The organism is Streptomyces sp. NPDC079141 (assembly GCF_040686775.1).
Taxonomy (GTDB): domain Bacteria; phylum Actinomycetota; class Actinomycetes; order Streptomycetales; family Streptomycetaceae; genus Streptomyces.
This window is the reverse complement of the sequence record NZ_JBFBLP010000024.1, coordinates 104,732-130,456: the sequence shown is the minus strand read 5'-3', so window position 1 is coordinate 130,456 and position 25,725 is coordinate 104,732. Positions and strand designations below refer to the sequence as shown.

Here is a 25,725-nt window from a genome sequence, read left to right as displayed (position 1 = left end):
CTGCACGCCTTCCTCCAGCACGGCGGCCGCCCCGCCTTCGAACTCCGCGCCGTCCTCGCCGCCACCCTCTCCCCCACCTGGGGCGTCTACAGCGGCTACGAACTGTGCGAGAACACCCCCCTGCGCGAGGGCAGCGAGGAATACCTCCACTCCGAGAAGTACCAACTCAGGCCACGCGACTGGGAAACCGCCGACACCATCGCTCCACTGATCACCAAGCTGAACGCCGTCCGCCGCCGCCACCCCGCGCTGCACCGCCTCAGGAACCTCCGCTTCCACCGGACCGACAACGACGCCGTCATCGCCTACAGCAAGCGCGCCGGTGAGGACACGGTTCTGGTGGTCGTCAACCTCGACCCCCACCACACCCAGGAGGCGACGGTCTCGTTGGACATGCCGCAACTCGGCCTGGACCTCGACGGAACCCTGTCCGTGCACGACGAACTGACGGGTGAGACCTACCAATGGGGCAGGACCAACTATGTGCGCCTTGAGCCCGGCAGGGCACCCGCGCACGTGCTCCACGTCCAGGCCTCGCCCGCCTCGCCGCAGATCGGAGGGTCTACAGCGTCATGACTGTCAACGAGCCCGTCCAGGACACCTTCGAGGACACCCCGGCCAAGGACCGGCATCCCGACTGGTTCAAGAGCGCCGTGTTCTACGAGGTGCTCGTGCGCTCCTTCCAGGACAGCAACGGCGACGGCGTCGGTGACCTCAAGGGCCTGACCGCCAAGCTGGACTATCTCCAGTGGCTGGGCGTGGATTGCCTGTGGCTGCCGCCGTTCTTCAAGTCCCCGCTGCGGGACGGCGGTTACGACGTCTCCGACTACACCGCCGTACTGCCCGAGTTCGGTGACCTCGCCGACTTCGTCGAGTTCGTGGACGCCGCCCACCAGCGCGGTATGCGCGTGATCATCGACTTCGTGATGAACCACACCAGCGACCAGCACCCGTGGTTCCAGGAGTCGAGGAAGGACCCGGACGGGCCCTACGGCGACTTCTACATGTGGGCCGACGACGACAAGCAGTACGCCGACGCGCGGATCATCTTCGTCGACACCGAGGCCTCCAACTGGACCTTCGACCCGGTCCGGGAACAGTACTTCTTCCACCGCTTCTTCTCCCACCAGCCGGACCTCAACTACGAGAACCCGGCCGTGCAGGAGGAGATCCTGGGCGCCCTGCGCTTCTGGCTGGACCTGGGCATCGACGGCTTCCGGCTCGACGCCGTGCCCTACCTGTACGCCGAGGAGGGCACCAACTGCGAGAACCTCCCCGCCACGCACGAGTTCCTCAGGCGCGTACGGCGCGAGATCGACGCGATGTACCCCGACACGGTGCTGCTGGCGGAGGCCAATCAGTGGCCGGAGGACGTCGTCGACTACTTCGGCGACTACGCCTCGGGTGGCGACGAATGCCACATGGCCTTCCACTTCCCGGTCATGCCGCGCATCTTCATGGCGGTGCGCCGCGAATCGCGGTACCCCGTCTCGGAAATCCTCGCCAAGACGCCCGCCATCCCCTCCGGCTGCCAGTGGGGCATCTTCCTGCGCAACCACGACGAGCTGACCCTGGAGATGGTTACCGACGAGGAACGCGACTACATGTGGGCCGAGTACGCCAAGGACCCGCGGATGCGCGCCAACATCGGCATCCGCCGCCGCCTGGCCCCGCTCCTCGACAACGACCTCAACCAGATCGAACTCTTCACCGCCCTGCTCCTCGCCCTGCCCGGCTCGCCGATCCTCTACTACGGCGACGAGATCGGCATGGGCGACAACATCTGGCTCGGCGACCGCGACGCCGTCCGCACCCCCATGCAGTGGACCCCCGACCGCAACGCCGGCTTCTCGACGGCCGACCCCGGCCGCCTCTTCCTCCCCACGATCATGGACCCGGTCTACGGTCACCAGGTCATCAATGTGGAGGCGGCCATGGCGTCGCCGTCCTCGCTGCTGCACTGGACCCGCCGCATGATCGAGATCCGCAAGCAGAACCCCGCGTTCGGCCTCGGCTCGTTCACCGAGCTGCAGTCCTCGAACCCGGCGGTGCTGGCCTTCCTGCGCGAGTACGAGGACGACCTCGTCCTGTGCGTCAACAACTTCTCCCGCTTCGCGCAGCCCACCGAGCTCGATCTGCGGGAGTTCGACGGGCGGCATCCGGTCGAGCTGTTCGGCGGGGTGCGGTTCCCGGCCATCGGCGAACTGCCGTATCTGCTGACCCTGGCGGGACACGGCTTCTACTGGTTCCGGCTCTCCCGGGTCGCGGGCCGCATCCGACGCCGATCTTGAGTGTGTGCCCTTGAGCGTGTGCCGACGAAAGGACGCGTCACCATGCCGAAGACCGCATTCCTGCAACCGAGTCCGTCGGCCGTGGCCGACATCATGGCCTCGCTCGGCGGGCTGCTGCGTCAGTGGCTGCCGCGCCAGCGCTGGTTCGCGGGCAAGGACCGGCCCGTCACGGACCTGGCCCTGCTGTCCATGACCGAGCTGTTCCCGGGCTGTCTGCATCTGCTGGTCCACGCGGGCCATGTGCCGGTGCCCGCACCCGGCGGCACCGGCCCGGTCCCGGCGGGCGACTGCTACCAGCTGCTGCTCGGTGTGCGCGAGCACCCCTCGCCGCGCCTGGGGCGTGCCCTGATCGGGCGGGCCGAGGAGGGCCCCCTGGCGGGTCTGACGGTCTACGACGCGTTGCAGGACCTCCGGTCGGCGCAGATGCTCCTGGACCGGCTGCGGCACCCCGGTACGGCCGGTCCGCTGTGCTTCGAGTCCAGCCCGTCCGCGCCCGCGCTGCCCGCCGGACTGACGCCGCGGCTGATGGACGCCGAGCAGTCCAACTCCTCGCTGGTGTACGGCGACGCGCTGGTGCTGAAGGTGTTCCGGCGCATCCAGCCCGGTGTCAACCCGGACCTGGAGGTGCCGGGTGCGCTCGCCCGGCAGGGCTGCCGGCGTGTCCCGGCGCCCGTCGCCTGGTTCCGTACGACGCGTCCGTGGGACGCGACGCTCGGCGTCCTCCAGCCGTTCCTGCGCAACGCGACCGACGGCTGGACCCTGGCGCTGGAGGCGCTCGCCGCCGGTGACGACTTCACGGCGGAGGCGCACCAGCTGGGCCGGGCGACCGCGGAGGTGCATCTGGCACTCGCCTCGGCGTTCCCGTCCGGGGCCCGCCGCGAGAACGCCCGGACGGCGGCGGCGATGACCGAGCGGCTGGACGCCGCGGCGCACTGCGTGCCGGCGCTCCAGCCCTTCGTGCCCGGGCTGCGGACCGCGTTCGGCGCGCTCACCACGTGCGATCCCGGCCCGGCTGCCCAGCGCATCCACGGAGATCTGCACCTGGGGCAGGTGCTGCGGGCCGGCCGCGAGTGGTTCGTCATCGACTTCGAGGGCGAGCCGTCGCGCCCGCTCGCCGAACGGCGCAGCGCCCACTCCCCCGTGCGGGACATCGCGGGCATGCTGCGCTCCTTCGACTACGCGGCGCGCCAGCGCCGGCCCTGGCGGCCGGAGTGGGCCCGCCGCTGCCGGGAGGCGTTCTGCGCGGGCTACGCCGCCGCTGCCGGCTGGGACCCGCGCAAGAAGCACGGCCTGCTCCGGGCCTACGAGACCGACCGGGCCGTGTACGAGGTCCTGTACGAAGCCAGACACCGACCGGACTGGCTTCCCGTTCCTATGGCGGCGATCGAACGTCTCGCCGTGCGGGGAGGCTGAACACCATGGCACTGCGCGACACTTCGCTCCCCGAACCCTCCGGACCGGCCCGCTGCGCCCCGGCTCCGCCCCTGGACCCCGACGACCGGTGGCGCCTGCTGGCCGGCGCCCACCACGACCCGCACGCGCTGCTCGGCGCCCACCCGGTCCCGGGCGGGATCGCCTTCCGGACGCTGCGGCCGTTCGCCCGTGCGGTGAGCGTCGTGGTCGACGGCGAGCCCAGACGCCTCGCCTCGAACGAGGACGGCCTGTTCTCCGGCGTACTGCCGCTGGCCGCGATCCCCGCGTACACGCTGCTGGTGTCGTACGCGGACGGGGAGCACGAGGTCGAGGACCCGTACCGGTTCCTGCCCGCACTCGGTGAGCTGGACCTCCATCTCATCCGCGAGGGCCGGCACGAGCAGCTGTGGAAGGCGCTCGGCGCCGAGCCGATGACGCACCAGGGAGTGACCGGCACCCGGTTCACCGTGTGGGCGCCGAACGCCCAGGGCGTGCGGGTCGCCGCGGACTTCACCCACTGGGACGGCACCGCGTTCCCGATGCGTTCCCTCGGCGCGTCCGGGGTGTGGGAGCTGTTCCTGCCCGGGATCGGCGAGGGCACCCGGTACAAGTTCGAGATCCACTCCCGGCACGGCCACCGTTTCCTCAAGGCCGACCCGATGGCGCGGTACGCGGAGATCCCGCCGGACACCGCCTCGATCGTGCACTCCTCGCGCTACGAGTGGGGCGACGAGGAGTGGATGGCGCACCGGGGTGACGTCCCGGTGCACGTGGCGCCGTTCTCGGTGTACGAGGTGCATCTTCCGTCCTGGCGGCCCGGGCTTTCCTACCGTGAGCTGGCCGAGGTGCTCCCGGCGTACGTGGCCGATCTCGGCTTCACGCATGTGGAGTTCATGCCGGTGGCCCATCACCCGTTCTCGGGCTCCTGGGGTTACCAGATCACCGGTTTCTACGCTGCGATGTCGCGTCTCGGTACGCCCGACGACCTCAAGTACCTGATCGACGCGCTGCACCGGGCGGGCCTCGGCGTGATCATGGACTGGGTGCCGGCGCACTTCCCGAAGGACGACTGGGCGCTGGCCCGGTTCGACGGGGAGCCGCTGTACGAGCCGGGGGACGACCGGCGGGCGGAGCATCCGGACTGGGGGACGTACGAGTTCGACTTCGGGCGTGTGGAGGTGCGCAACTTCCTGGTCGCCAACGCGGTGTACTGGTGCGAGGAGTTCCACATCGACGGGCTGCGGGTGGACGCGGTCGCCTCGATGCTCTACCTGGACTACTCGCGCGACTCCGGCCAGTGGACGCCCAATGTGTACGGGGGCCGGGAGGATCTGGACGCGGTGGCGTTCCTCAGGGAGATGAACGCGACGGTGTACCGGCGTTCGCCGGGCGTGGTGACGATCGCGGAGGAGTCCACGGCGTGGGACGGGGTGACCCGGCCCACCGACAGCGGGGGGCTGGGTTTCGGCCTGAAGTGGAACATGGGCTGGATGCACGACTCGCTGGGCTACATGGCTCATGAGCCGGTCCACCGCAAGTACCACCACAACGAGATGACCTTCTCGATGGTGTACGCCTACAGCGAGAACTACGTGCTGCCCATCTCGCACGACGAGGTCGTCCACGGCAAGCAGGCGCTGGTGTCGAAGATGCCGGGCGACTGGTGGCAGCAGCGCGCCAACCACCGCGCGTATCTGGGCTTCATGTGGGCCCACCCCGGTAAACAACTGCTGTTCATGGGACAGGAGTTTGCTCAAGGGGCGGAATGGGCCGAGGCCCAGGGCCCGGACTGGTGGCTGCTGGACCCGGGCTACAGCGCCGAGGCCGACCACCGCGGCGTCCGGGACCTGGTGCGCGACCTCAACTCCGCGTACCGCGCGATCCCGGCCCTGTGGCAGCGCGACACCGACCCGGGCGGCTTCCGGTGGGTGGCCGGGGACGCGGCCGAGGACAACGTCTTCGCGTTCCTGAGGTACGACGCGGAGGGCACCCCGCTGCTGGCGGTGTCGAACTTCTCCCCGGTGGTCCGCCACGACTACGGCCTGTGGGCTCCCGAGGAGATCCCCGCCTGGCAGGAGATCCTCAACACCGACGCCGCCCGCTACGGCGGCAGTGACGTCACCCGGCCCGACCCGGTCAAGCCGGAGGAGGGCAGCATCCGGCTGACCCTGCCTCCGCTGGCCACGGTGTGGCTGACGCCGTACCCCGGCTGAGGCCCGCGCAGCGCCGGCAGGTGTCCGCATGCCGTGAACGGGGCAGTCGGGGCGTACGACGAGCAATCCTCGTCCTCGCACCACAGAAGGGCTGCCTCACGTGCGCACCGTCGGAGTGGAGGAGGAGCTCCTCCTTGTCGACCCGGAGACGGGCGAGCCGCGGGCCCTGTCCGCCGCGGTCCTCGCCCGGGCCGCGCTGGACCACGCGGACGGGGACGGCGTGTTCGAGAAGGAACTGCACAACCAGATGCTGGAGTTCGCCACGCATCCGCAGTGCGACATGGACGCCCTGGGCAGGGAGATCGTCCGGTGCCGCAAGGAGGCGGCGCGGCACGCCGGCGGGATCGGCTGCGCCGTCGCCGCGCTGGCCACCTCCCCGCTGCCGGTCAGTCCCTCCGTCGGTGCGAACCGCCGCTACCAGTGGATGGCGGACCAGTTCGGCATCGCGACCCAGGAACAGCTCGTCCTCGGCTGCCATGTCCATGTGTGCGTCGACTCCGACGAGGAGGGCGTCGCCGTCATCGACCGGCTGCGGCCGTGGCTGTCGGTGCTGGCGGCCGTGAGCGCCAACTCTCCGTTCTGGCAGGGTCAGGACACCGGATACAGCAGTTACCGCAGCCGGGTGTGGCAGCGGTGGCCGTCGGCCGGTGCGACCGAGGTCTTCGGATCCGCCGAGCGGTATCACCAGGTGATCGCGGACATGATCGCCACCGGAGTGATCCTCGACAAGGCGATGGTCTACTTCGACGCACGACTGTCCCGGAACAATCCGACGGTGGAGATCCGCGTCGCGGACGTGTGTCTGCACGCCGAGACGGCCGTCCTCATCGCCACTCTCGCCCGCGGCCTGGTCGAGACCGCCGCACGCGAGTGGCGGGCCGGCCGGGATCCGGCCGAGCACAGCGTGAGCGTGCTGCGGCTGGCCGCCTGGCAGGCCGCCCGGGACGGGCTGACGGACGAGCTGCTGCATCCCGTGACCATGCGGCGCATGCCCGCGCAGGCCGTGCTCCAGGTCCTGCTGGACCATGTCGCGGACGCGCTGGCGGACTGCGGCGACCTCGACCGCGCCCGGGACTGCGTCGCCGGCCTGCTGGGGCGCGGCAACGGGGCCCGAGTGCAGCGCGAGCTGTTGCGGCGCACCGGCGATCTGCGGGAGGTCGTCACCGAGTGCGTGCGGCACACCCAGGGGTGAGGCGCGCGCCGGTCACAGCAGCAGTACCAGGGCGTAGGCCAGGAAGAAGGCCGCGCAGAGCGCGGCGAGCACGAGGATGAGGACCAGCGGCGCCTTGGCCCGGCCCGTGCGCTCGGGCTCCTGATCGGGGTTCCAGTGGCTCATGGCCTCCGGGTCCCCGAACGCGCCCGGATCATCGGTCCGGCCCGGTTGTCGGATTCCGGCACGGTTCGCTCGTACCTGGGCTACATTCGAGCACCGCCGATAACTCTGCTCGTCGGTGGCGTCACACCCCGTACAGCTCAGGAGCTGCGCATGCGCGACCTCGCCCAGGCTCCCGCGATCTCTTCGCCGCCGGCCGGCGGCCTCGCCGACGGCATCTTCGAACGGGCCGCCCTCGATCCCACCCTGCCGGTGCTCGCCCGCCGCTCCCCGGACTCCTCCGCCTGGGAGGAGATCACCGCGGTGGAGCTGCGGGACACGGTGGTGGACCTGGCCAAGGGGCTGATCGCGTCCGGGATCTCGCCCGGCCACCGCGTGGCGATCATGGCGCGCACCCGGTACGAGTGGACGGTTCTCGGCTACGCCCTGTGGGCGGTGGGCGCCGAGGTGGTCCCCGTCTATCCGACCTCCTCGCGCGACCAGGTGGAGTGGATCCTGCGGGACTCCGGCTGCGTGGGTGTGGTGGTCGAGGACGAGCAGGCGGTCATGACGGTCGGCTCGGTGTGTGCCTCACTGCCCCGGCTGCGCCATGTGTGGCAGCTGGACGCGGGGGCGCTCGACGACCTGGTGGCGCGGGGCGAGTTCGTGCCGCAGGCCACGGTCGACTCGCTGCGCCGTATCGTGCTGCCGGACTCCACGGCCGTCATCGCCTACACCTCCGGCACCACGGGCCACCCCCTGGGGTGCGCGCTGAGCCACCGCAACCTGGCAAGCTCCTGCGACACGCTGCTCGCGGGCTGGGGCCACCTGGTGGTGCCGCCGGGCGGGCAGGCGTCGGTGCTCGCCTTTCTGCCGTTCTCCCATGTGTACGGCCTGATGGTGCAGGGGCTGTGCCTGCGCGGCGGCATGCTGATGGGCCACGAGCCCGATCTGACCGAGGCCAGCCTGTCCGCGGCTCTGCGCTCCTTCCGCCCCACGTATCTGTGTGCCGTCCCCTCGGTGTTCGAGAGGATCTACAAGAATTTCCTGCGCACCGCCCGGGAGTCGGGCCGCGGCGCCCTCTTCGAACGGGCGGCCGGCACGGCACGCGACTTCGCCGCAGCCGTGGAGCGCGCGCGGCTCGGCGAGGGCCCCGGGCCCGGCCTCGATCTGCGGCTCCAGCACGCCCTGTACGAACGGACGGTGTACCGCAGGCTCCGGGAGGCGCTGGGCGGCAGGGTGCAGCTGGCGACATCCGGCGGCTCGCCGCTGAACCGCGACCTCTCCCTCTTCTACGAGGGCATCGGGATCTACGTCAACGACGGCTACGGCCTGACCGAGACCAGCGGCGGGATCACGGCGCAGCCGCCGGGCCGGGAGCGGTCGGGCACGGTCGGCAAGGTCCTGCCGGGCATGGACGTGCGGGTGGCGGACGACGGCGAGATCCTGGTGCGCGGCCCGGCGGTGTTCCAGGGCTACGCGGGCGAGGAGGCGGCCACGCGGGCCGCGCTGCGCGGCGGCTGGCTGGCCACCGGGGACCTCGGGCTCCTCGACGCCGACGGCTATCTGACGATCACCGGGCGCAAGAAGGACGTCGTCATCACCAGCAGCGGCAAGAGCGTCTCCCCGGCCGCCCTGGAGCAGCGGCTGACCGTGCACCCGATGATCCATCAGGCGGTGGTGGTCGGCGACAACCGGCCCTGCGTCGGCGCACTGATCACGCTGGATCCGGACTTCGTGCGGTGGTGGCGCGGAACCCAGGTGCCGCGCACCGACGCGCCGAGCCGGGACGCCCGGGAGGCGAACGCGCTGCGGGAGGAGGTCGCGCGGGCCGTGGCCGCCGCCAACAGCGCGGTGTCGCGGTCGGAGTCCATCCGGGTGTTCCGGGTGCTGGCGCAGCCGTTCGACCTGTCCAACGGCCTGCTGACGCCGTCGATGAAGCTGCGCAGGGACGCGATCGTGCGCCACTACGCGCTGGAGATCGACGCGATGTACCAGGCGCGCACGCGCACTCCCAGGGAGAACCTGTCGGAGGAGTGGGCGCAGTGGGACGACACCGACAACGTGTTCCGCTGAGGGGTGTCGCGGCAGGCGGGTTCATCTGCCTGCCGCTCCCGACTGGCGCGGCGGCCGTGAGCGCGGTGGGATCGATGAGGTGCGAAGCAGCGATCCAGGGGCAGGCGCACGACGTCGAGGCAGACCGCCTGGAGCCGCAGAAGGGAAGAACATCGTGACACGACCCAGGATCCTGGTGGTTGGCGCAGGCTTCGCCGGAGTCGAGTGCGTCCGCCGCTTGGAACGCACACTCGCCCGCGACGAGGCCGACGTCACCCTGGTGACGCCGTTCGCCTACCAGCTCTACCTGCCCCTGCTCCCGCAGGTCGCCTCCGGCGTGCTCACGCCCCAGTCGATCGCCCTGTCGCTGCGCCGCAGCAAGAAGTACCGCACCCGGATCATCCCGGGCGGCGCCATCGGTGTGGACCTCGCGGCGAAGGTCTGTGTCATCCGCACGATCACCGACGAGCTGGTCAACGAGCCGTACGACTACATCGTGCTGGCCCCCGGCAGCATCACCCGCACCTTCGACATCCCGGGCCTCACCGACAACGCGTACGGCATGAAGACGCTCGCCGAGGCCGCCTACATCCGCGACCACGTCATCTCCCAGCTGGACCTCGCCGACGCCAGCGACGATCCGGTGGAGCGGGCGTCGCGGCTGCAGTTCGTGGTGGTCGGCGGCGGTTACGCGGGCACCGAGACGGCGGCCTGCCTGAACCGGCTCACGCGCGCCGCCGTCAAGCGCTACCCGCGGCTGGACCCGCATCTGATCAAGTGGCATCTGATCGACATCGCGCCGAAGCTGATGCCCGAACTGGGCGAGAAGCTGGGCGCAAGCGCCCAGCAGGTGCTGCGCAAGCGGGGCATCGAGATCTCGCTCGGCGTCTCCATCGCCAAGGCGGGCCCGGAGGAGGTCACCTTCACCGACGGCCGGGTGATCCCCACCCGCACCCTGATCTGGACCGCGGGGGTCGTCGCGAGCCCGCTGATCCGCACGCTCGACGCGGAGACGGTCCGCGGCCGGCTGGCGGTGACCCCGGAGATGACGCTGCCGGGCCGCGACGGCGTGTTCGCGCTCGGCGACGCCGCGGCGGTGCCGGACGAGGTCAAGGGCGAGGAGGGCGCGATCTGCCCGCCCACCGCCCAGCACGCCATGCGCCAGGGCCGGATCGTCGCCGACAACGTCCTCGCGGCGCTGCGCAACCAGCCGCTCAAGCCGTACGCGCACAAGGACCTCGGTCTGGTGGTCGACCTCGGCGGCCGGGACGCGGTCTCCAAACCGCTCGGCATCGAGCTGCGGGGCCTGCCCGCCCAGGCGGTGGCCCGCGGCTACCACTGGTCGGCGCTGCGCACCAACGTCGCCAAGACGCGGGTGATGACGAACTGGTTCCTCAACGCGGTCGCCGGTGACGATTTCGTGCGCACCGGCTTCCAGGCCCGCAAGCCCGCCAAGCTGAAGGACTTCGAGTACACCGACGCGTATCTGACGCCGGACCAGCTGCGGGAGCACATCGAGGGGACCGACGGCCGGGCGCAGTGAGCGCACCGGCGTGAGAGCGGCGCCGGGGCCGGACCGGGTACGGCTGCGCGACCGCGTCGCGGCCTCCGATCCGGGCCTGCTGCGGCTGACCGCCGGGCTGCGCACCGCGGGCGCGATCGCCCTCGCGCTCGCGGTGCTCGGGCTGTTGGGGGCCGACGTACCCCATCTGGTGGCGGGGGCCATCGCGGCGATGGTCGCCACCTTCGCCATCCGGGAGAAGCAGCGCGGGCCGCAGGCGGTCACGCTGGCCCTGGGCCTGCCGGTGGCGCTGGCTTCCGTGACGCTGGCGGCGCTGCTGCACTCCCATGTGGTCGCCGGTGACCTGTTCTTCGTCGCGCTCATCTTCTGCGCCGTCTACGGCCGACGGTTCGGCGACCGGGGTACGGCGCTCGGGCTCATCGCCTTCCAGGTGTACTTCCTGTCCCTGTTCGTCGGCGCGACCGTCTCCGACCTGCCGCACCTGTACGTGGCCATCGCCGTGGCGTTCGTGTCCAGCGCGGTGGTGCGGTTCGTGCTGGTGCCGCAGACGCCGGCAGGGATCCTGAACCGGCTGCGCGAGGCGTTCCGCGCCCGGCTGGCCCAGCTGGTGGCGGCGCAGCTGGTGCTCCTCGACGCCGGACCGCAGGAGGCGGACCGGGCGCTGGCGGAGGTGCGCGAGGGCACCGCGCGGCTGCACGAGACGGCGCTGCTGATCCAGGGCCGGCTGGAGGAGGGCACCGCCGACGAGACGGTTGCGGGGCTGGTCCAGCGGCGGGTCGCGGACGCCGAGATCGCCGCCGAGCGGCTGGGGCTGTTGCTGCTGACCGCGCGCAGCGCCGAGCGGGCGGACACGCTGACCCTGCATCTGCCGGGCGCTCCCGTCCCGTCCGGCGGGCGGCTGCCCGTGCGGGACGCGGCCACCGACGCGCTGCGCCGCGATCTGCGGGCGTTGCGGCTGCTCGTCGTGCGTCCCGTCGCCGCGGACTCCGGCACCGCGCTGGCGCAGGTGCGCAACCGGCTCCTGGGCTACCGCGACGAGGAGAACCTGCCCGACGCCCCGCCCGCCGTCCAGGACGTCTTCCGGGGGATCGGCGAGGCCGCTCGCGCGGTCCTCGGGCTGCGGATCGCCCTGGGCGGCGCCCAGGACGAGTCGGACGACTCGCCGGCCACCGCCCGTTCCCGGGAGGAGCTGGACGCGGAGGACGCCGCCATCGACGCCGGTGAGGAGGCGCTGCCCCAGGAGACGGGGCTGCGGCGGCCCACCACGCGTGCCGCCGTCCAGGTCTCGGTGGGCTCGGCGCTGGCCATCGTGGGCGGCGAGCTGCTGTCCAGCCAGCGTTGGTACTGGGCGGTGCTGACCTGCTGGATCGTGTTCATCAACACCGCCTCCACGGGCGAGATCCTGGTCAAGGGCGGGCGCCGGCTGCTGGGCACCGTGCTGGGAGTGCTGGCCGGCATCGTGCTGGCGGGGGTGGTGGGGCAGCACACGGGGGTCGCGTTCGCGCTGGTGCTGGTGTTCGTCTTCGCGATGTTCTACACGGCTCCGCTGTCCTACACGCTGATGTCGTTCTTCGTGACCGCGGCGCTGGGCCTGCTCTACACCCTGCTGCACACCTACAGCCTCTCGGTGCTGCTGCTGAGGGTGGAGGAGACGGCGCTCGGCGCGGCCTGCGGGGTGATCGCGGCGGCCGTGGTCCTGCCCGTGCGGACCGACCGGCGTACCAACGAGCTCCTCGCCACCGTCCTGGACCGGCTCGGCGAGGTCACCGAGGCGGCCGTGGACCAGCTCAGCGGCGGTCCCCCGGTGGATCTGCTGGACCGGGCGCGCGCTCTGGACGAGGCACTGGCCGATCTGCGGGCCGCCACACAGCCGCTCACTCATCCGGTCACGCCGTTGCGGGCGCGGCGCGACACCGCCCGCTATGTCGTCGCGCTGCTGGAGACCTGTGCGTACCACGCCCGTTCGCTGGCGGCGACCGCCGAACTGCTGCCGACCCACCCCTCGATCGCGGCGGATCCCCGGCTGCGGCGGGCCGCCCGGCGCATCGCACACAACATCGCGGCGATCTCGGCGCACGCCACCGACGAGCGGTCCACCGCGCAGATCGAGACGGGTCCGAGCATCGCCGCGCTGCTGGAGCCCGCCGTCCCCGGCGAACCCCGCTTCGGCCGTGTCACCGACCGGGTGCTGCGCCATCTCCAGCGGCTGGACGAGGGCGTGACGGGGCTCGCGCGACCGCTGCGGGTGCCTGTGGCGGCGCCGAAGAAGTGACGGCGCGGGATCGGACCCGCCGTCGGCGCGCGGTCGCTCCGCGCGAAAACGGCCGCTCGCGGTGGCCGGGTTCGCCTTCTGTCCATCACAACCTCCCGCAGCCCGCATGTCCCCGCCCGGGGAAGGCACACACCGCGTCCCCCGCCCGCGTGTGTGCCGTCACGGTGGGTACGCGGACTGCATGACCGATGTCGTCGACTCAGACGAACTGCTGCGGCGCATGCAGCGCGCCAGGGTGTGTGCACGGCAGGAGGAGCAGACGTGGCGGGCGCGGAGTTTCGGCCTGCGCACCAGCGATCCGGAGGGCGCCCGGGAGGCCACCGTGCGGTGGCTGGCCTACGAGACCGTCCTCAGGGTGCTGGACGAGATCCTGACCCCGGGCACGCATCCCGTGGAGGGCTGAGCCCAGCAGGGGCGCCGATTGGCCGTCGCCCCTGCCGGGAACTCGGCACTCCATGACAGCCGATCACCACCGAGCACCGGTCCGGCTTGGCCCGGTGCCCCCGGTGGTGCATGAGTGGCCCCAAGTGAAGCAGGTCACGTGACCCGGTTCGGATTTCACACATCGGGACCAGATGGTTTACCGTTCATCCATAAGTGGCTGCGGGGTCGACCGTACCTCCCCCGTGCCACCACTGACTGCCCTGGCTGGCCTCCCCCGTCCAGCCAGGGCTTTCTCATGCCGTGGAATTCTCCACCGGTTCTTTAGCCCGCCGAGGTGCTCTACGCGTCGGCACCAGCTGAAATGGGCGTAGGGAAAGCCCCGGAACCGAAACGCCGGCGAGGAGCCCCGCGCCATGACCAAAGCGACCAAACTGCTCACCGCCCTTCCGCCGCCCCAGCGCCAGCGGCTCATGGCGCTCGCCCGGGAGGTCTCCTTCCCCGAGGACGCCCGCATCTTCGAGGCCGGCGGCACGGCCGACCGCTTCTGGGTGATCCGCTCGGGCGCCGTCTCGCTCGACCAGCGCGTCACCTCGCTGCAACGCGTCACCGTCGCCAGCCTCGGCTCCGGCGATCTGCTGGGCTGGTCCTGGCTCTTCCCGCCCTACCAGTGGGACTTCGGCGCGGAGGCCTTCAGCCCGGTGCGCGCCTACGAGTTCGACGCGGCGGCCGTGCGGGCGCTGTGCGAGGAGGACCAGCAACTCGGGCTGATCCTCGTGCGCCAGGTCGCCGAGATCCTCGCGCACCGGCTGGAGGTCACCCGGGGCAAGCTCATGGAGAGCTACGGGATGAACCGGCGCACCCTCCTCTAGGCGACGCGGTAGCGGCGCAGCGCCGGGACCGCGAGGGCCAGGGCCAGCATCGCGACGACGACCAGGAGGCCGCCGCCGACCACGGCCTGGCGTGCGCCGAAGGCGGAGCCCGCGGTGCCGTGCAGGACGTCGGCCAGGCGTGGGCCGCCCGCGACGACGACCGTGAAGACGCCCTGCATACGGCCGCGCATCTCGTCGGTGGCGGCCGACAGCAGGATCGCCCCGCGGAAGACCATCGAGACCATGTCCGCGACCCCGGCGAGCGCCAGGAATGCCACCGCGAGCCAGAGACTGCTGCTCAGCCCGAAGCCCGTGATGGCGAGGCCCCAGGCGACGACCGCGCCGATCACCATCCGGCCGTGCCGGCGCGCCCGGGAGAACGTGCCGGAGAACAGCCCGCCGGCAACGGCCCCGATGGGGATCGCGGCGAACAGCAGGCCGAGCGCGAGTTCTTCGCCGTACGGGGCGTAGGTCTCGGCGGCCAGCTGCGGGAACAGCGCGCGGGGCATGCCCAGGACCATCGCGATGACGTCGGCGAGGAAGGACAGCAGCAGCACCTTGTGCAGGGCGATGTAGCGGAAACCGGCCGCGATCTGCCGTATCCCGGCGCGGCGGACCGTGGCGGCGGCGAGCGGCGGCAGCGGGGGCAGCCGGTGGACCGCCCACACGGTGACGCACAGCGCGAGCGCGTCGATCAGATAGAGCTCGGGCAGTCCGATCACGGGAATCAGCGCGCCCGCGAGCAGCGGTCCGGCGACCAGGCCGGTCTGCATCACGGTGGAGCCGAGGGCGTTCGCGGCGGCCAGTTCCCCGGGCGGGACCAGGCGGGCGATGGAGGCGTTGCGGGCCGGTGAGTTCAGGCCGAAGAAGGCCTGCTGGGCGGCGAGCAGGAGCATGAGGGCGGGCACCGACTCAAGGCCCGTGGCGGCCTGGAGCCAGAACAGCAGGGAGGTGACCGCGATGCCGCTGTTGGTGATCAGCAGCAGCTTGCGGCGGTCCATGCTGTCGGCGACGGCCCCGCCCCACAGCGCGAAGACCACCAGCGGCAGCAGACCGGCCAGGCTCGCGTAGCCGACCCAGGCCGAGGAGCCGGTGATGTCGTAGATCTGCTTGGGCACGGCGACCGCGGTGAGCTGGCTGCCGACCGCCGTGACGATCGTCGACGACCACAGCCTGCGGTAGGCCGGGCGGCGCAGGGGGCGGGTGTCCATGGCCCAGCGGCGCCCCACCGCCTGCTGTTCGCTGCTGCTCTCGCTGGTCTCCACGGACTTCCTGGTTGCTCGTTACATCCTTTCCGGACCAGGGTTCACCATGGCAGCCCTCATGGACACCTCCGGGGGCGCAATCTCAGCTTCCGGCGATCAGTGAGACACCGAGGAGGAGCATCGTCGCGGCGACCAGGCCGTCCAGGGCGCGCCAGGCCGCGGGCCGGGTCAGCACGCGGCCGAGCAGCCGGGCGCCGAAGCCGAGGGCGGCGAACCAGCAGAGGCTGGCGAACGCGGCCCCGAGCCCGAACGTCCAGCGCAGTTCGCCTCGGTCGGCGGCGATCGACCCGAGCAGGAACACCGTGTCGAGGTAGACGTGCGGGTTGAGCCAGGTCATCGCCAGACAGGTGAGCACCGCCCGTCGCCGCGAGCCCGCCGCGTCGCCGTCCGTGCTCAGGGCCCCGGCCGGACGGAACACGCGCCGGGCGGCGATCACGCCGTAGCAGAGGAGGAACGCGCCGCCGATCCAGCCGACCGCGGTCAGTGCCCCGGGCCAGGCGACCACCACCGCCCCGACGCCGGCGACGCCCAGGGTGATGAGGGCGGCGTCGGACAGGGCGCAGATGCCGACGACGGCGAGGACCGCGTCACGGCGGATCCCCTGGCGCAGTACGAAGGCGTTCTGGGCGCCGATGGCGACGATGAGCGAGAGGCCGGTGCCGAATCCTGCGGCAGCGGTGGACAGTGCGGTGGACATGGCCTCGACGCTACGGAGAGCCAAGCCTGGAGTACAGCTAATGTTTTTTACGTACCATTAGCTGTCGTGATGACGGAACTCCCCCTCGACCAGGTACGGACCCTGCTCGCGGTGGTGGACGAGGGCACGTTCGACGCCGCGGCCGCCGCCCTGCATGTGACGCCGTCCGCCGTCAGCCAGCGGGTCAAGGCGCTGGAACAGCGCACCGGGCGGGTGCTGCTGGTGCGCACCAAGCCGGTGCGGCCGACCGAGTCGGGCGCGGTCGTCGTGCGGTTCGCCCGGCAGCTGGCCCGGCTGGAGCGCGACGCGCGCGCCGAGCTCGGCATGGGCGGCGCGGAGGAGGAACCCACCCGGGTGTCGATCGCCGTCAACGCCGACTCGCTCGCGACCTGGTTCCTGGGCGCCCTCACCCGCGTACCGAAGGATCCGCGGCTCTGCTTCGAGCTGCGCCGTGAGGACGAGGCCCATACGGCGGCCCTGCTGCGGGAGGGCGTGGTGATGGCGGCGGTGACCTCCGCGTCCGAGGCCGTGGCGGGCTGCTCGGTACGGCCGCTCGGCAGGATGCGCTATGTCGCGGCGGCCGCCCCGGAGTTCGTCGACCGGCACCTCGACGGCCCGCTGCGCGAGGCGCTGCCGGAGGCCCCGGTGGTGACGTTCGACCGGAACGACGAGCTGCAGGACGTGTTCGTCCGCAGGCTGCGGCGCGGCCGGGGCGGGGCGGGACCCGTACGGCACCACATCCCCACCTCGGAGGGCTTTGTCGCCGCCATCACCGCCGGGCTGGGCTGGGGCCTGGTGCCCGAGGTGCAGGCCGGCCCGCTGCTGGACGCCGGGCGGCTGGTCCCGCTGGCCCCGGAACGCACGGTGGACGTCCCCCTGTATTGGCAGCAGTGGAAGCTGGACTCGCCGGCACTGGCGGCCGTGGCGGAGGCGGTCGCGGAGCGGGCCGCGCAGGTGCTGCGCCGCTGAGGCCTACGTGCGCTGCTGCCGGCGCACCATCTCGGTGATCCAGACCGGCGCGTAGGGAGAGGTGCAGCCCGGGGAGGTCGGGTAGTCCTTGAGCACCTCCAGGCGCTCACCGATGCCGAGGGCACGCGTGCGGTGCTCGGCGTGGACGATGCCGATTTGGGCCAGGCAGTGGTTCATCGCCCACTGCAGGCGGTCCGGGGCGTCCTTCATCTCCTCCTCGATGACGTCGAGCAGCCCTTCGAGGTCGAGGCCCTCGGGTTTCTTCGCCACGCGTTCGGTGGTCAGCGCCCAGCCCGCGCTCACCACCACGGGATCCGGGTCGGCGAGCCAGGCCAGGCGCAGGGCTTCGGCGTGCGGGCTCTTCTTCACCACGTAGTTCACGAGCCAGTCGTGCACCTTGGGTGCGCGCGCCTCGCACACCATGGCGTCCAGCTCGTCACGTTCGAACGCCTTCGGGCGGCAGATCAGGAGCGCCAGCAGGCGTGCCGCGGTGTCGTCCGTCTCCCAGAGCCCGCGCGCGAGGTCCTGCTGGGTCTTCAGCCGCTTGGCGAGCGCGCGCAGCTTGCCGAGGTTCACGCCGTGATCGTCGCCGTGTCTCTCGTTCACCGCGCGCGCTTTGGGGTCGTCGAGCCCGGCCAGCTCGGCCATCAGCTCGGCCACCGTCGTCCCCGCCACCTCGGCCTCCTCCGTCGCATCTCGGCCCGCAGGTTCTCACATCACCGGCAGCCGCGCCTGCGCGCTGTCCAGCAGCATCTCCAAGGCCGTCGGGTAGGCGCTCGTGACCATCCGCGTCGCCAGCAGCGGCGCCGCCTCGGCGATGCGCGGATGCGTGGCGCGCGGCAGCCGGGCGTAGGTCGAGCGCCACATCTCCTCGTCCGCCCGCTGCGACGAACTCGGCAACGCCAGCGACGCCGCGTCCAGGGCGGCGAAGGCCAGCGTCTGGTCGATGAACGCGTGGTAGATCCGCACCGTCTCCGGCAGCGGGAAGCCCGCGGTGCGCAGGACGTCCAGCACCGCCTCGTCCGCGGCGAGTTCGTTCGCCCGGCCGGTGACCCGGTTCGTGGTCAGCAGCGCCGCCTGCGGATGGGCGACGTAGGCGGCGTGGATGCGCAGCCCGACCGCCGTGAGGTCCGCCCGCCACTCCCCCGTCGGCCGCCAGCCGCGCAGGGCCTGGCCGATGAGCGCGTCGCCGATCGCGAGGGTCAGGTCGTCCATGCCGCGGAAGTAGCGGTAGAGCGTGCTCGGGTCGGCGTCCAGGGCGAGGCCGAGCCGGCGGGCGGTGAGCCCGGCGCTGCCGTGTTCGCGCAGCAGGCGCAGCGCGGTCTCGACGATCAGCCCTTCGGACAGCACGGTGCCGCTCTTGGTGGGCCGGCGCCGGCGCCGCTTCTCCTCGGGGACCACGGGCTTGGGCATGAGCACCCTCCTTATGCCAACGCCATTGACCTTACGTGAGGCGGGGGCGTTGTATCTGCGCCGGGGCCCCACCTCATCCATCTCCGAGAGGGAGTTCTCGTCATGCGTGTACTGCTCGTGGGCGCCGGTGGTGTGGGTACCGCCGTCACCCGGATCGCGGCCCGGCGGCCGTTCTTCGACGCGATGGTGGTCGCCGACTACGACCCGGCGCGGGCCGAGAAGGCCGTAGCGGCTCTCGGTGACGCCCGGTTCAGCGCCGAGCGCGTCGACGCGGCCGACGAGGCGGCGGTGGCGCGGCTGCTGGCGCGGCACGGCTGCGACGTGCTGCTCAACGCCACGGACCCGCGGTTCGTGATGCCGCTGTTCCAGGCCGCACGGTCGGCCGGCGCGACGTATGTCGACATGGCTATGTCACTGTCGCGGCCGCACCCCGAGCGCCCCTACGAGGAGTGCGGGACCAAGCTCGGCGACGAGCAGTTCGCGCAGTCCGACGAGTGGGCGAAGGCGGGTGCGCTGGCCCTGGTGGGCATGGGGGTGGAGCCGGGCCTGTCGGACGTCTTCGCACGGCACGCGGCGGACGAACTCTTCGACGAGATCGAGGAGATCGGTGTCCGGGACGGCGCGAACCTCACCGTCGACGGCTACGACTTCGCCCCGTCGTTCAACATCTGGACCACGATCGAGGAATGCCTCAACCCCCCGGTCGTCTACGAGAGCGACCGCGGCTGGTTCACCACCGAACCCTTCAGCGAGCCCGAGGTGTTCGACTTCCCCGAGGGCATCGGCCCGGTGGAATGCGTCAACGTGGAGCACGAAGAGGTGCTGCTCGTCCCCCGCTGGGTCGGCGCGCGCCGCGTGACGTTCAAGTACGGCCTGGGCGAGGAGTTCATCCAGACCCTCCGCACGCTGCACCTGCTGGGCCTGGACCGCACGGAGGCAGTGACCGTGCCGGGCGCCGAGGGCCCGGTCCGGGTCTCGCCCCGGGACGTCGTCGCCGCCTGTCTGCCCGACCCGGCGACGCTGGGCGAGCGGATGCGCGGCAAGACCTGCGCGGGCACCTGGGTGCGGGGCGTCAAGGACGGTGCGCCGCGCGAGGTGTACCTGTACCACGTGGTCGACAACGAGTGGTCCATGAAGGAGTACGGCAGCCAGGCCGTGGTGTGGCAGACGGCCGTCAATCCGGTCGTCGCCCTCGAACTCCTCGCCACGGGTGCCTGGTCGGGCTCGGGCGTCCTCGGCCCGGAGGCGTTCCCGGCCCGCCCGTTCCTGGATCTGCTGTCCGCGTACGGCTCCCCGTGGGGCCTGCGCGAACAGTGACCGCGTTCTCCCCCACGGCTCCGCCGCTTCACTCCCGTATCGACAGGCGGCTCGAAAGGGAGTAAAGCATCCGAAAGGGCACGTACGACTTCGATCGCAGGTGACTTCGATGGATGACTGGCGCGACCGTGCGGCATGCCGTCGCGAGGACCCCGACCTCTTCTTCCCGATCGGCACCTCCGGTCCGGCGCTCATACAGACGGAGCAGGCGAAGGCGGTCTGCCGCCGCTGCCCCGTGCGGGAGCGGTGTCTGCGCTGGGCGCTGGACACGGGGCAGGCCGTCGGCGTGTGGGGCGGGACGAGCGAGGAGGAACGGCACGGCCTGCTGCGCCGCGCGGGTGTGCGCAGAAGCGTCGGATGACGCGCTGTCAGACGTCCTTGGGCGCCTCGCTTCCCGGCAGCCGCAGGGTGAACACGGATCCGCCCCCGGGTTCGCTCGCCGCCTCGGCCGTGCCTCCGTGCGCGGCCACCAGGTGGCGGACGATCGGCAGCCCGAGCCCGCTGCCCCCGGTCCGGCGGCTGCGGGACTTCTCCGCCCGCCAGAAGCGGTCGAAGACGTGCGGCAGGTCCTCGGCGCCGATCCCCGTGCCGGTGTCGGCGACCTCGAACACCACGTCGTCGCCGTCCCGGCGCGCGGCCAGCGTGACCGTGCCGCCCGCGGGGGTGTGCCGCAGCGCGTTGGAGAGGAGGTTGCCGAGGGCCTGCCGCATCCGCACCGGGTCGGCGTCCAGCCAGGGGGTGCCGTCCGCCGTGGTGCGCAGGGTGACGCCCGCGGTGTCCGCGCCCACGCGGTGGGCGGCGGCGACCTGGTCGAGGAGTTCGTCGGCGCGGACGGGTTCGCGGTGCAGGCGCAGGGTTCCGGCGTCGGCGTCGGCGAGGTCCTGGAGGTCGTCGATGACCCGCTGGAGCACGAGGGCCTCCTCGTGCAGGGCGGCGAGCAGGGTGGGGTCGGGCTCGACCAGGCCGTCGCGGGTGACCTCCAGCCAGCCGCGGATGTTGGTGAGCGGGCTGCGCAGTTCGTGCGCGATGTCGCTGACCATCGCCTTGCGCTGGTCCTCCAGGCGGGCACGGCGCTCGGTCAGTTCGTTGAACGCCGTCGCGAGGATGCCGGTCTCGTCGCGGGTGGTCACGGGCACCCGCACATGCCGGTCCGGCGGCTGCTGGGCGGCCTCGGTCAGCGCCCGCAGCGGCCGGACGAGCCGGGTGGCCACGACGGCGGTGACGGCCACGGTGACGGAAAGCACCAGGCCCGCGGCGCCGACGACCTTGACGCGGTTGGCCGGCGACAGGTCGAACCGCACGGCGGGCCGGTCCCCGACGCCCAGGAACAGTTCGGCGGCCGGGGCGACATAGGGTTCGAGCTGGGACCGGCGGACGCGGTCCAGACAGTCCTGCGCCCGCTGCCGGGCCTGCGCCTGCGGTTGCGCGACGAACTTGGCCAGCTGGTAGCGGGTGCGCAGGCTCTGGTCGGTGACGTCGACGTCGAGAAAGAGCGGCGGGTAGTACTTCACTCCGTACCTGCCGAGACAGCCCCTGGCACGCTCGGCCAGGTCGGCGAGGGCCTTCTCCTCCGTGGCGGTGGCGGTGTTGAGCCGTCCGTCGGCGCACTCCAGGGGTACGTAGTCGATGGTGCTGCCGTCCCGGTCGGTGAGGACCGGCCGGCCGCTCGCGGTGCGCACCACGGTCGCGTCGACGCCGTTGCGGGCGAAGCACTTGCGCCGCTTCTCGGCGAGCCCTGCCAGTTGTTCACGCTCGGCGGCGGGCAGCCGGTACGGGCCCACCACCCGCGGATCGACGCCGCTGCGCTGGGCTCCGCGGTCGGTGTGGGTGTCGCTGGTCAGCGGGTCGACGGTGGCAGCGGCGCGTGGCGGCAGCGGGGTGCCGGGCGGCGCGGAGTCGGCGATCACCCGGCGGTCGGTGGTGGTCAGGGCGATACGCCGGCCGATCTGCCGGGACAGCTCGCGCACGGTGCCCTCCACTCCCGTCCACTCGGGGTGGGTGGCCGCGTAGCCGCTGAGCCGGTCGAGGACGTCCATGTCGTCGGCTAGCACCTGGCCCTGCTCCTCGCGCAGGGCGCGGGTGGTGGTCTCCACCGCGAGCCAGGCCGTCGCCGCCACACAGCACACGGCGATCAGCACGGAGGCGACCAGCAACCGCACCAGCAGCCGCTTGCGCAGGGGTATCCGGGACCTCATCCGCGTCCGCCGCTCAGCTTGTAGCCGACCCCGAAGACCGTCAGCAGCCGGGCCGGGCGGCGCGGGTCGGCCTCGATCTTCCGGCGCAGGTTCATGATGTGCACGTCGACGGCCCGTTCCGTCGAGGCCCGGTCGGTGCCGCGGGTGCACTCCAGCAACTGCCGCCGGGAGAAGACGCGTTCGGGTTCGGCGGCCATGGCGAGCAGGATCTGGAACTCGGCCGGTGTGCACTCCACCGGCTGCCCGTCGCAGGTCACCTCGTGCCGTACCGGGTCCACGGCGATCCCCGCGGCCCGTACGGCGGGGTCCTCCCGCCGGTCCCCCGCCCGCCCGCTGCGCCGCAGGACGGTGCGGATGCGGGCCATCAGCTCGCGTGGGCTGTAGGGCTTGGTCATGTAGTCGTCGGCGCCGAGTTCCAGGCCCAGCAGGACGTCGTCCTCGGCGGAGCGGGCGGTGAGCATCAGGACGGGGATGTCGTCGTCCCGGCGCAGCACCTCGCACACCCCGAACCCGTCGATCACCGGGAGCATCAGGTCCAGCACGACGAGGTCGGGCCGCAGCCGCCGGGCCGCGTCGAGGGCGGCCGGGCCGTCGTGGACCACGGTGGCGGTGTGACCCTCCGCCAGCAGGGAGCGCCGTATGAGTTCGGCCTGCATCTCGTCGTCCTCGGCGACCAGCACATGTGCGCACACCCGGCGGATCCTAAGCGGTTCGGTTGCTTCAGCGGGCAAGGGACTTGGCGTCGCCCATGACGACGACCGGGTTCTTCTCCGGGTCCAGGGCCAGGAGCAGTTCCTTCATGTGCTCGCGCGCGATGCTGACGCAGCCGTGGGTGGGGCCGCCGTGGTCGACGTGCAGCCATATGCCGCCGCCGCGCTCCGCGCCGAGCGGGCGGGTCCAGTCCAGGGGCGAGGTGCCGGGCTTGCGGTTGTAGTCGATGGCGATCACGTAGTCGAAGGAGCCCGCGAGGGGTTCGCCCTCGAAGCCGGTGCCGGTCGCGGTGAACCCGATGGAACGGTCGTACGGGAGCCGGGTTCCGGGGTCGGCGAGCAGGCCGCCGGCGTCCGAGAGGGTGAAGACGCCGATGGGGGTGCGCAGGTCGCCGAGGCGATGGCGGCCGGTCCAGCCCCGCTGTGCGTTGTGGGCGGGCCATGCGCGGCCGGCCTCCCAGCCGGCGTCGGTGCGCTCGTACAGGACGACGGTGGAGCGCGGGGAGTTCTTGTCGCGTCCGCTCACCACGACGGCCTGCCGGGTGTCGGAGGGCACCTCGGCCCAGGTCCCGGGTCCGAGGCCGGGGATCTGCTGCGGGGCCACGTCGAGGGAGATCTCGGGCTGGGGTGCGCCGGTGCTCGTCGTGGGAGCGGCGGCGGTGTGGGCCACGGCACCGCCGCCGCATCCGGTGAGCAGGAGGGAGGCGGCCAGCAGGGCGGCACGAGGCTTCGGCGTGATCATGCGTCGACCTTGACGGACACTTGTGAGGAACCCGTCAGCTCCAAGGGAGAAGGCCCCGTGAGCGTTCGCATCCGCCGCGTCTACGAACCCGCCGAACCCGGCGACGGCGTCCGTGTCCTGGTCGACCGGCTCTGGCCGCGCGGGGTGTCCAAGGATGCCGCGCGCGTGGACGAGTGGCCGAAGGCGATGACCCCGTCGACCGAGCTGCGCCGCTGGTACCACGCGGGCGAGGGCTCCTACGAGGAGTTCACCCGCCGCTACGAGGCGGAGCTGGTCGCCCCCGAGGCGGCCGAGCTCCTCGATCGCGTACGGGAGTTGGCGCGGACGGGGCCGGTGACGCTGCTGACGGCCGCGAAGGCTCCCGAGGAGAGCCACGCGGCCGTGCTCGCCCGTCTGCTGGGCTGACGGCTCAGCGGGTCTGCTCGGCGGCGGCCCGTCCCGCCGCCCGCCCGGAGAACAGGCAGCCGCCGAGGAAGGTGCCCTCCAGGGCGTTGTAGCCGTGGACGCCGCCGCCGCCGAACCCGGCGACCTCGCCCGCCGCGTACAGGCCCTCGACCGGCTGTCCGTCGGCGCCCAGGGCGCGGGAGTCGAGGTCGGTCTGGATGCCGCCGAGGGTCTTGCGGGTCAGGACGTGCAGCTTGACGCCGATCAGCGGGCCCGCCGCCGGGTCGAGGATGCGGTGCGGCGTGGCGACCCGGCCGAGCCGGTCGCCGATGTAGCGGCGGGCGTTGCGGATGCCCTGCACCTGGGCGTCCTTGCTGTACGGGTTGGCGATCTGGAGGTCGCGGGCCTCGATCTGGCGCCGCACCTCGGCCGCGTCCAGCAACGGCTTGTCGGTGAGCGCGTTCATCTTCTCGACGAGCTGCTCCAGGTTGGGTGCGGTCACGAAGTCCGCGCCCTTGCGCAGGAAGGCGTCCACCGGTCCGGGCGCGCCCTTGCCCAGCACCCGCTCCTTCAGGAAGCCCACGCGGTCCTTGGCGGTGATGTCGGGGTTCTGCTCGGAGCCCGAGAGCGCGAACTCCTTCTCGATGATCTTCTGGGTGAGGATGAACCAGGAGTGGTCGTAGCCGGCGATGTCCTCGGTGGTGCGCAGGTACTTGAGGGTGCCGAGGGTGTCGTAGCCGGGCAGGCACGGGTCGGGCAGGCGGCGGCCGAGGGCGTCGAACCACATCGAGGACGGGCCGGGCAGGATGCGGATGCCGTGGCCGGGCCAGATCGGGTCCCAGTTCTGCAGGCCCTCGGTGTAGTGCCACATGCGGTCGCGGTTGACCAGCCGTACGCCCGCTTCGGCACTGATGTCGAGCATGCGGCCGTCGACGTAGGCGGGGACGCCGGTGACCATCTCGGCGGGCGGGGTGCCGAGGCGTTCGGGCCAGTAGCGGCGGACGATGTCGTGGTTGGCGCCGATGCCGCCGCTGGTGACGACGACGGCCTGGGCGGTGAGCTCGAACTCGCCGACGGGGTCGCGGTTGGACTGCACGCCGCGGGCCGAGTCGTCCTCGGCGAGGACGGTGCCGCGTACGCCGCGCGCGGCGCCCTCCTCGATGACGAGTGCGTCGACCCGGTGGCGGTGGTAGAAGGTCAGCAGCCCGTCCCGGGCGGCCTGCTTGGCGTACTGGACGAAGGGCTCGACGACTCCGGTGCCGGTGCCCCAGGCGATGTGGAAGCGGGGCACGGAGTTGCCGTGGCCGTGGGCCCGCAGGTCGCCGCGTTCGGCCCAGCCGACGGTGGGCAGGAACTTGATGCCGTGCCCCTCCAGCCAGGACCGCTTCTCCCCGGCCGCGAACTCGACATAGGCCCGCGCCCAGCGCACTGCCCAGGAGTCCTCGTCGTCCACGCGGTCGAAACCGGCGCTGCCCTGCCAGTCGTTCCAGGCCAGGTCGAAGGAGTCCTTGATGCCCAGGCGGCGCTGTTCCGGGGAGTCGACCAGGAACAGTCCGCCGAAGGACCAGAAGGCCTGTCCGCCGAGGTTGCCCGCGTTCTCCTGGTCCACCAGGGCGACCCTGCGGCCCTTGCTGGTGAGTTCGTGTGCGGCGACCAGGCCCGCGAGGCCCGCTCCGACGACGATGACATCGGCGTCCATGCG

The 25,725-nt window shown here is 72.0% G+C and carries 23 protein-coding genes; 14 read left to right on the top strand and 9 right to left on the bottom strand.

Annotated elements, in window-relative coordinates; genetic code table 11:
- The 5 genes from AB0Q90_RS39335 to AB0Q90_RS39315 all read left to right on the top strand — a co-directional run.
- On the top strand, window positions 1-576 hold a 576-nt coding region (locus tag AB0Q90_RS39335), incomplete at its 5' end, for an alpha-glucosidase C-terminal domain-containing protein (RefSeq protein WP_365734340.1).
- A complete protein-coding gene (treS, locus tag AB0Q90_RS39330; protein WP_363164530.1) occupies window positions 573-2,291 on the top strand; it encodes a maltose alpha-D-glucosyltransferase in 1,719 nt (572 codons plus the stop codon). The genes AB0Q90_RS39335 and treS, both read left to right, overlap by 4 nt.
- 42 nt (window positions 2,292-2,333) lie before the next feature.
- Complete coding sequence (locus AB0Q90_RS39325) at window positions 2,334-3,704, top strand: maltokinase (protein WP_363164529.1); 1,371 nt, start codon at window positions 2,334-2,336, stop codon at window positions 3,702-3,704.
- A gap of 5 nt (window positions 3,705-3,709) precedes the next feature.
- Complete coding sequence (gene glgB / locus AB0Q90_RS39320; protein WP_363164528.1) at window positions 3,710-5,917, top strand: 1,4-alpha-glucan branching enzyme; 2,208 nt, start codon at window positions 3,710-3,712, stop codon at window positions 5,915-5,917.
- Window positions 5,918-6,017: 100 nt separating this feature from the next.
- On the top strand, window positions 6,018-7,109 hold the full coding sequence (locus AB0Q90_RS39315; RefSeq protein WP_363164527.1) for a glutamate--cysteine ligase: 1,092 nt from the start codon (window positions 6,018-6,020) through the stop codon (window positions 7,107-7,109).
- Between the two features lie 12 nt (window positions 7,110-7,121).
- Here the strand turns inward: AB0Q90_RS39315 and AB0Q90_RS39310 are convergent, their stop codons facing one another.
- A complete protein-coding gene (locus tag AB0Q90_RS39310; protein ID WP_363164537.1) occupies window positions 7,122-7,307 on the bottom strand; it encodes a DUF6480 family protein in 186 nt (61 codons plus the stop codon).
- Window positions 7,308-7,403: 96 nt separating this feature from the next.
- On the opposite strand from AB0Q90_RS39310, the gene AB0Q90_RS39305 reads away from it, so the two are divergent.
- From AB0Q90_RS39305 to AB0Q90_RS39285, 5 genes are all read left to right on the top strand, one after another.
- The gene (locus AB0Q90_RS39305) at window positions 7,404-9,305 is read left to right on the top strand and encodes an AMP-dependent synthetase/ligase (RefSeq protein WP_363164526.1); all 1,902 of its coding nucleotides are present in this window, start codon (window positions 7,404-7,406) and stop codon (window positions 9,303-9,305) included.
- A gap of 151 nt (window positions 9,306-9,456) precedes the next feature.
- Window positions 9,457-10,827 carry an NAD(P)/FAD-dependent oxidoreductase gene (locus tag AB0Q90_RS39300; RefSeq protein ID WP_363164536.1) on the top strand — a complete coding sequence of 457 codons (1,371 nt, stop codon included), beginning with the start codon at window positions 9,457-9,459 and terminating at the stop codon, window positions 10,825-10,827.
- 10 nt (window positions 10,828-10,837) lie between these two features.
- Window positions 10,838-13,078: an FUSC family protein gene (locus AB0Q90_RS39295; RefSeq protein ID WP_363164525.1), complete on the top strand. Its 2,241-nt coding sequence runs from the start codon at window positions 10,838-10,840 to the stop codon at window positions 13,076-13,078.
- Between the two features lie 181 nt (window positions 13,079-13,259).
- Window positions 13,260-13,481: a hypothetical protein gene (locus AB0Q90_RS39290; protein WP_363164524.1), complete on the top strand. Its 222-nt coding sequence runs from the start codon at window positions 13,260-13,262 to the stop codon at window positions 13,479-13,481.
- Between the two features lie 394 nt (window positions 13,482-13,875).
- Entirely contained in the window at window positions 13,876-14,331 is a 456-nt protein-coding gene (locus AB0Q90_RS39285; RefSeq protein ID WP_363164523.1) for a cyclic nucleotide-binding domain-containing protein, read from the top strand.
- On the opposite strand, the gene AB0Q90_RS39280 is transcribed toward AB0Q90_RS39285, so the two are convergent.
- Both AB0Q90_RS39280 and AB0Q90_RS39275 read right to left on the bottom strand, forming a co-directional pair.
- Window positions 14,328-15,596, bottom strand: a complete 1,269-nt coding sequence (locus tag AB0Q90_RS39280) for an MFS transporter (protein ID WP_363164522.1) — start codon at window positions 15,594-15,596, stop codon at window positions 14,328-14,330. The two genes, AB0Q90_RS39285 and AB0Q90_RS39280, sit on opposite strands and share 4 nt — an antisense overlap.
- Before the next feature lie 82 nt (window positions 15,597-15,678).
- Entirely contained in the window at window positions 15,679-16,293 is a 615-nt protein-coding gene (locus tag AB0Q90_RS39275; RefSeq protein ID WP_363164521.1) for a LysE/ArgO family amino acid transporter, read from the bottom strand.
- A gap of 69 nt (window positions 16,294-16,362) precedes the next feature.
- Here AB0Q90_RS39275 and AB0Q90_RS39270 point away from each other — a divergent pair, with 69 nt between their 5' ends.
- A complete protein-coding gene (locus AB0Q90_RS39270) occupies window positions 16,363-17,262 on the top strand; it encodes a LysR family transcriptional regulator ArgP (RefSeq protein WP_363164520.1) in 900 nt (299 codons plus the stop codon).
- A 3-nt stretch (window positions 17,263-17,265) separates the two neighbouring features.
- On the opposite strand, the gene AB0Q90_RS39265 is transcribed toward AB0Q90_RS39270, so the two are convergent.
- Window positions 17,266-17,937: a DNA alkylation repair protein gene (locus tag AB0Q90_RS39265; protein WP_363164519.1), complete on the bottom strand. Its 672-nt coding sequence runs from the start codon at window positions 17,935-17,937 to the stop codon at window positions 17,266-17,268.
- Between the two features lie 36 nt (window positions 17,938-17,973).
- Window positions 17,974-18,675 carry a TetR/AcrR family transcriptional regulator gene (locus tag AB0Q90_RS39260; RefSeq protein ID WP_363164518.1) on the bottom strand — a complete coding sequence of 234 codons (702 nt, stop codon included), beginning with the start codon at window positions 18,673-18,675 and terminating at the stop codon, window positions 17,974-17,976.
- Window positions 18,676-18,777: 102 nt separating this feature from the next.
- Here AB0Q90_RS39260 and AB0Q90_RS39255 point away from each other — a divergent pair, with 102 nt between their 5' ends.
- Both AB0Q90_RS39255 and AB0Q90_RS39250 read left to right on the top strand, forming a co-directional pair.
- Window positions 18,778-19,992, top strand: coding sequence for a saccharopine dehydrogenase C-terminal domain-containing protein (locus tag AB0Q90_RS39255; RefSeq protein WP_363164517.1), 1,215 nt, complete (start codon window positions 18,778-18,780; stop codon window positions 19,990-19,992).
- Between the two features lie 109 nt (window positions 19,993-20,101).
- Window positions 20,102-20,353, top strand: a complete 252-nt coding sequence (locus AB0Q90_RS39250; RefSeq protein ID WP_363164516.1) for a WhiB family transcriptional regulator — start codon at window positions 20,102-20,104, stop codon at window positions 20,351-20,353.
- A gap of 7 nt (window positions 20,354-20,360) precedes the next feature.
- Here the strand turns inward: AB0Q90_RS39250 and AB0Q90_RS39245 are convergent, their stop codons facing one another.
- From AB0Q90_RS39245 to AB0Q90_RS39235, 3 genes are read right to left on the bottom strand one after another with little or no spacing between them, the layout of a single operon-like run.
- Entirely contained in the window at window positions 20,361-22,187 is a 1,827-nt protein-coding gene (locus tag AB0Q90_RS39245; RefSeq protein ID WP_363164515.1) for a HAMP domain-containing sensor histidine kinase, read from the bottom strand.
- Complete coding sequence (locus AB0Q90_RS39240; protein ID WP_363164514.1) at window positions 22,184-22,879, bottom strand: response regulator transcription factor; 696 nt, start codon at window positions 22,877-22,879, stop codon at window positions 22,184-22,186. The genes AB0Q90_RS39245 and AB0Q90_RS39240 overlap by 4 nt, the downstream gene beginning before the upstream one ends.
- Window positions 22,880-22,907: 28 nt before the next feature.
- Window positions 22,908-23,639: a L,D-transpeptidase family protein gene (locus AB0Q90_RS39235; RefSeq protein WP_363164513.1), complete on the bottom strand. Its 732-nt coding sequence runs from the start codon at window positions 23,637-23,639 to the stop codon at window positions 22,908-22,910.
- A gap of 57 nt (window positions 23,640-23,696) precedes the next feature.
- Here AB0Q90_RS39235 and AB0Q90_RS39230 point away from each other — a divergent pair, with 57 nt between their 5' ends.
- A complete protein-coding gene (locus tag AB0Q90_RS39230; protein WP_363164512.1) occupies window positions 23,697-24,044 on the top strand; it encodes a DUF488 family protein in 348 nt (115 codons plus the stop codon).
- A 4-nt stretch (window positions 24,045-24,048) separates the two neighbouring features.
- Here AB0Q90_RS39230 and AB0Q90_RS39225 read toward each other — a convergent pair whose 3' ends face one another.
- Entirely contained in the window at window positions 24,049-25,722 is a 1,674-nt protein-coding gene (locus tag AB0Q90_RS39225) for an FAD-binding dehydrogenase (RefSeq protein ID WP_363164511.1), read from the bottom strand.
- Window positions 25,723-25,725: the final 3 nt, after the last annotated feature.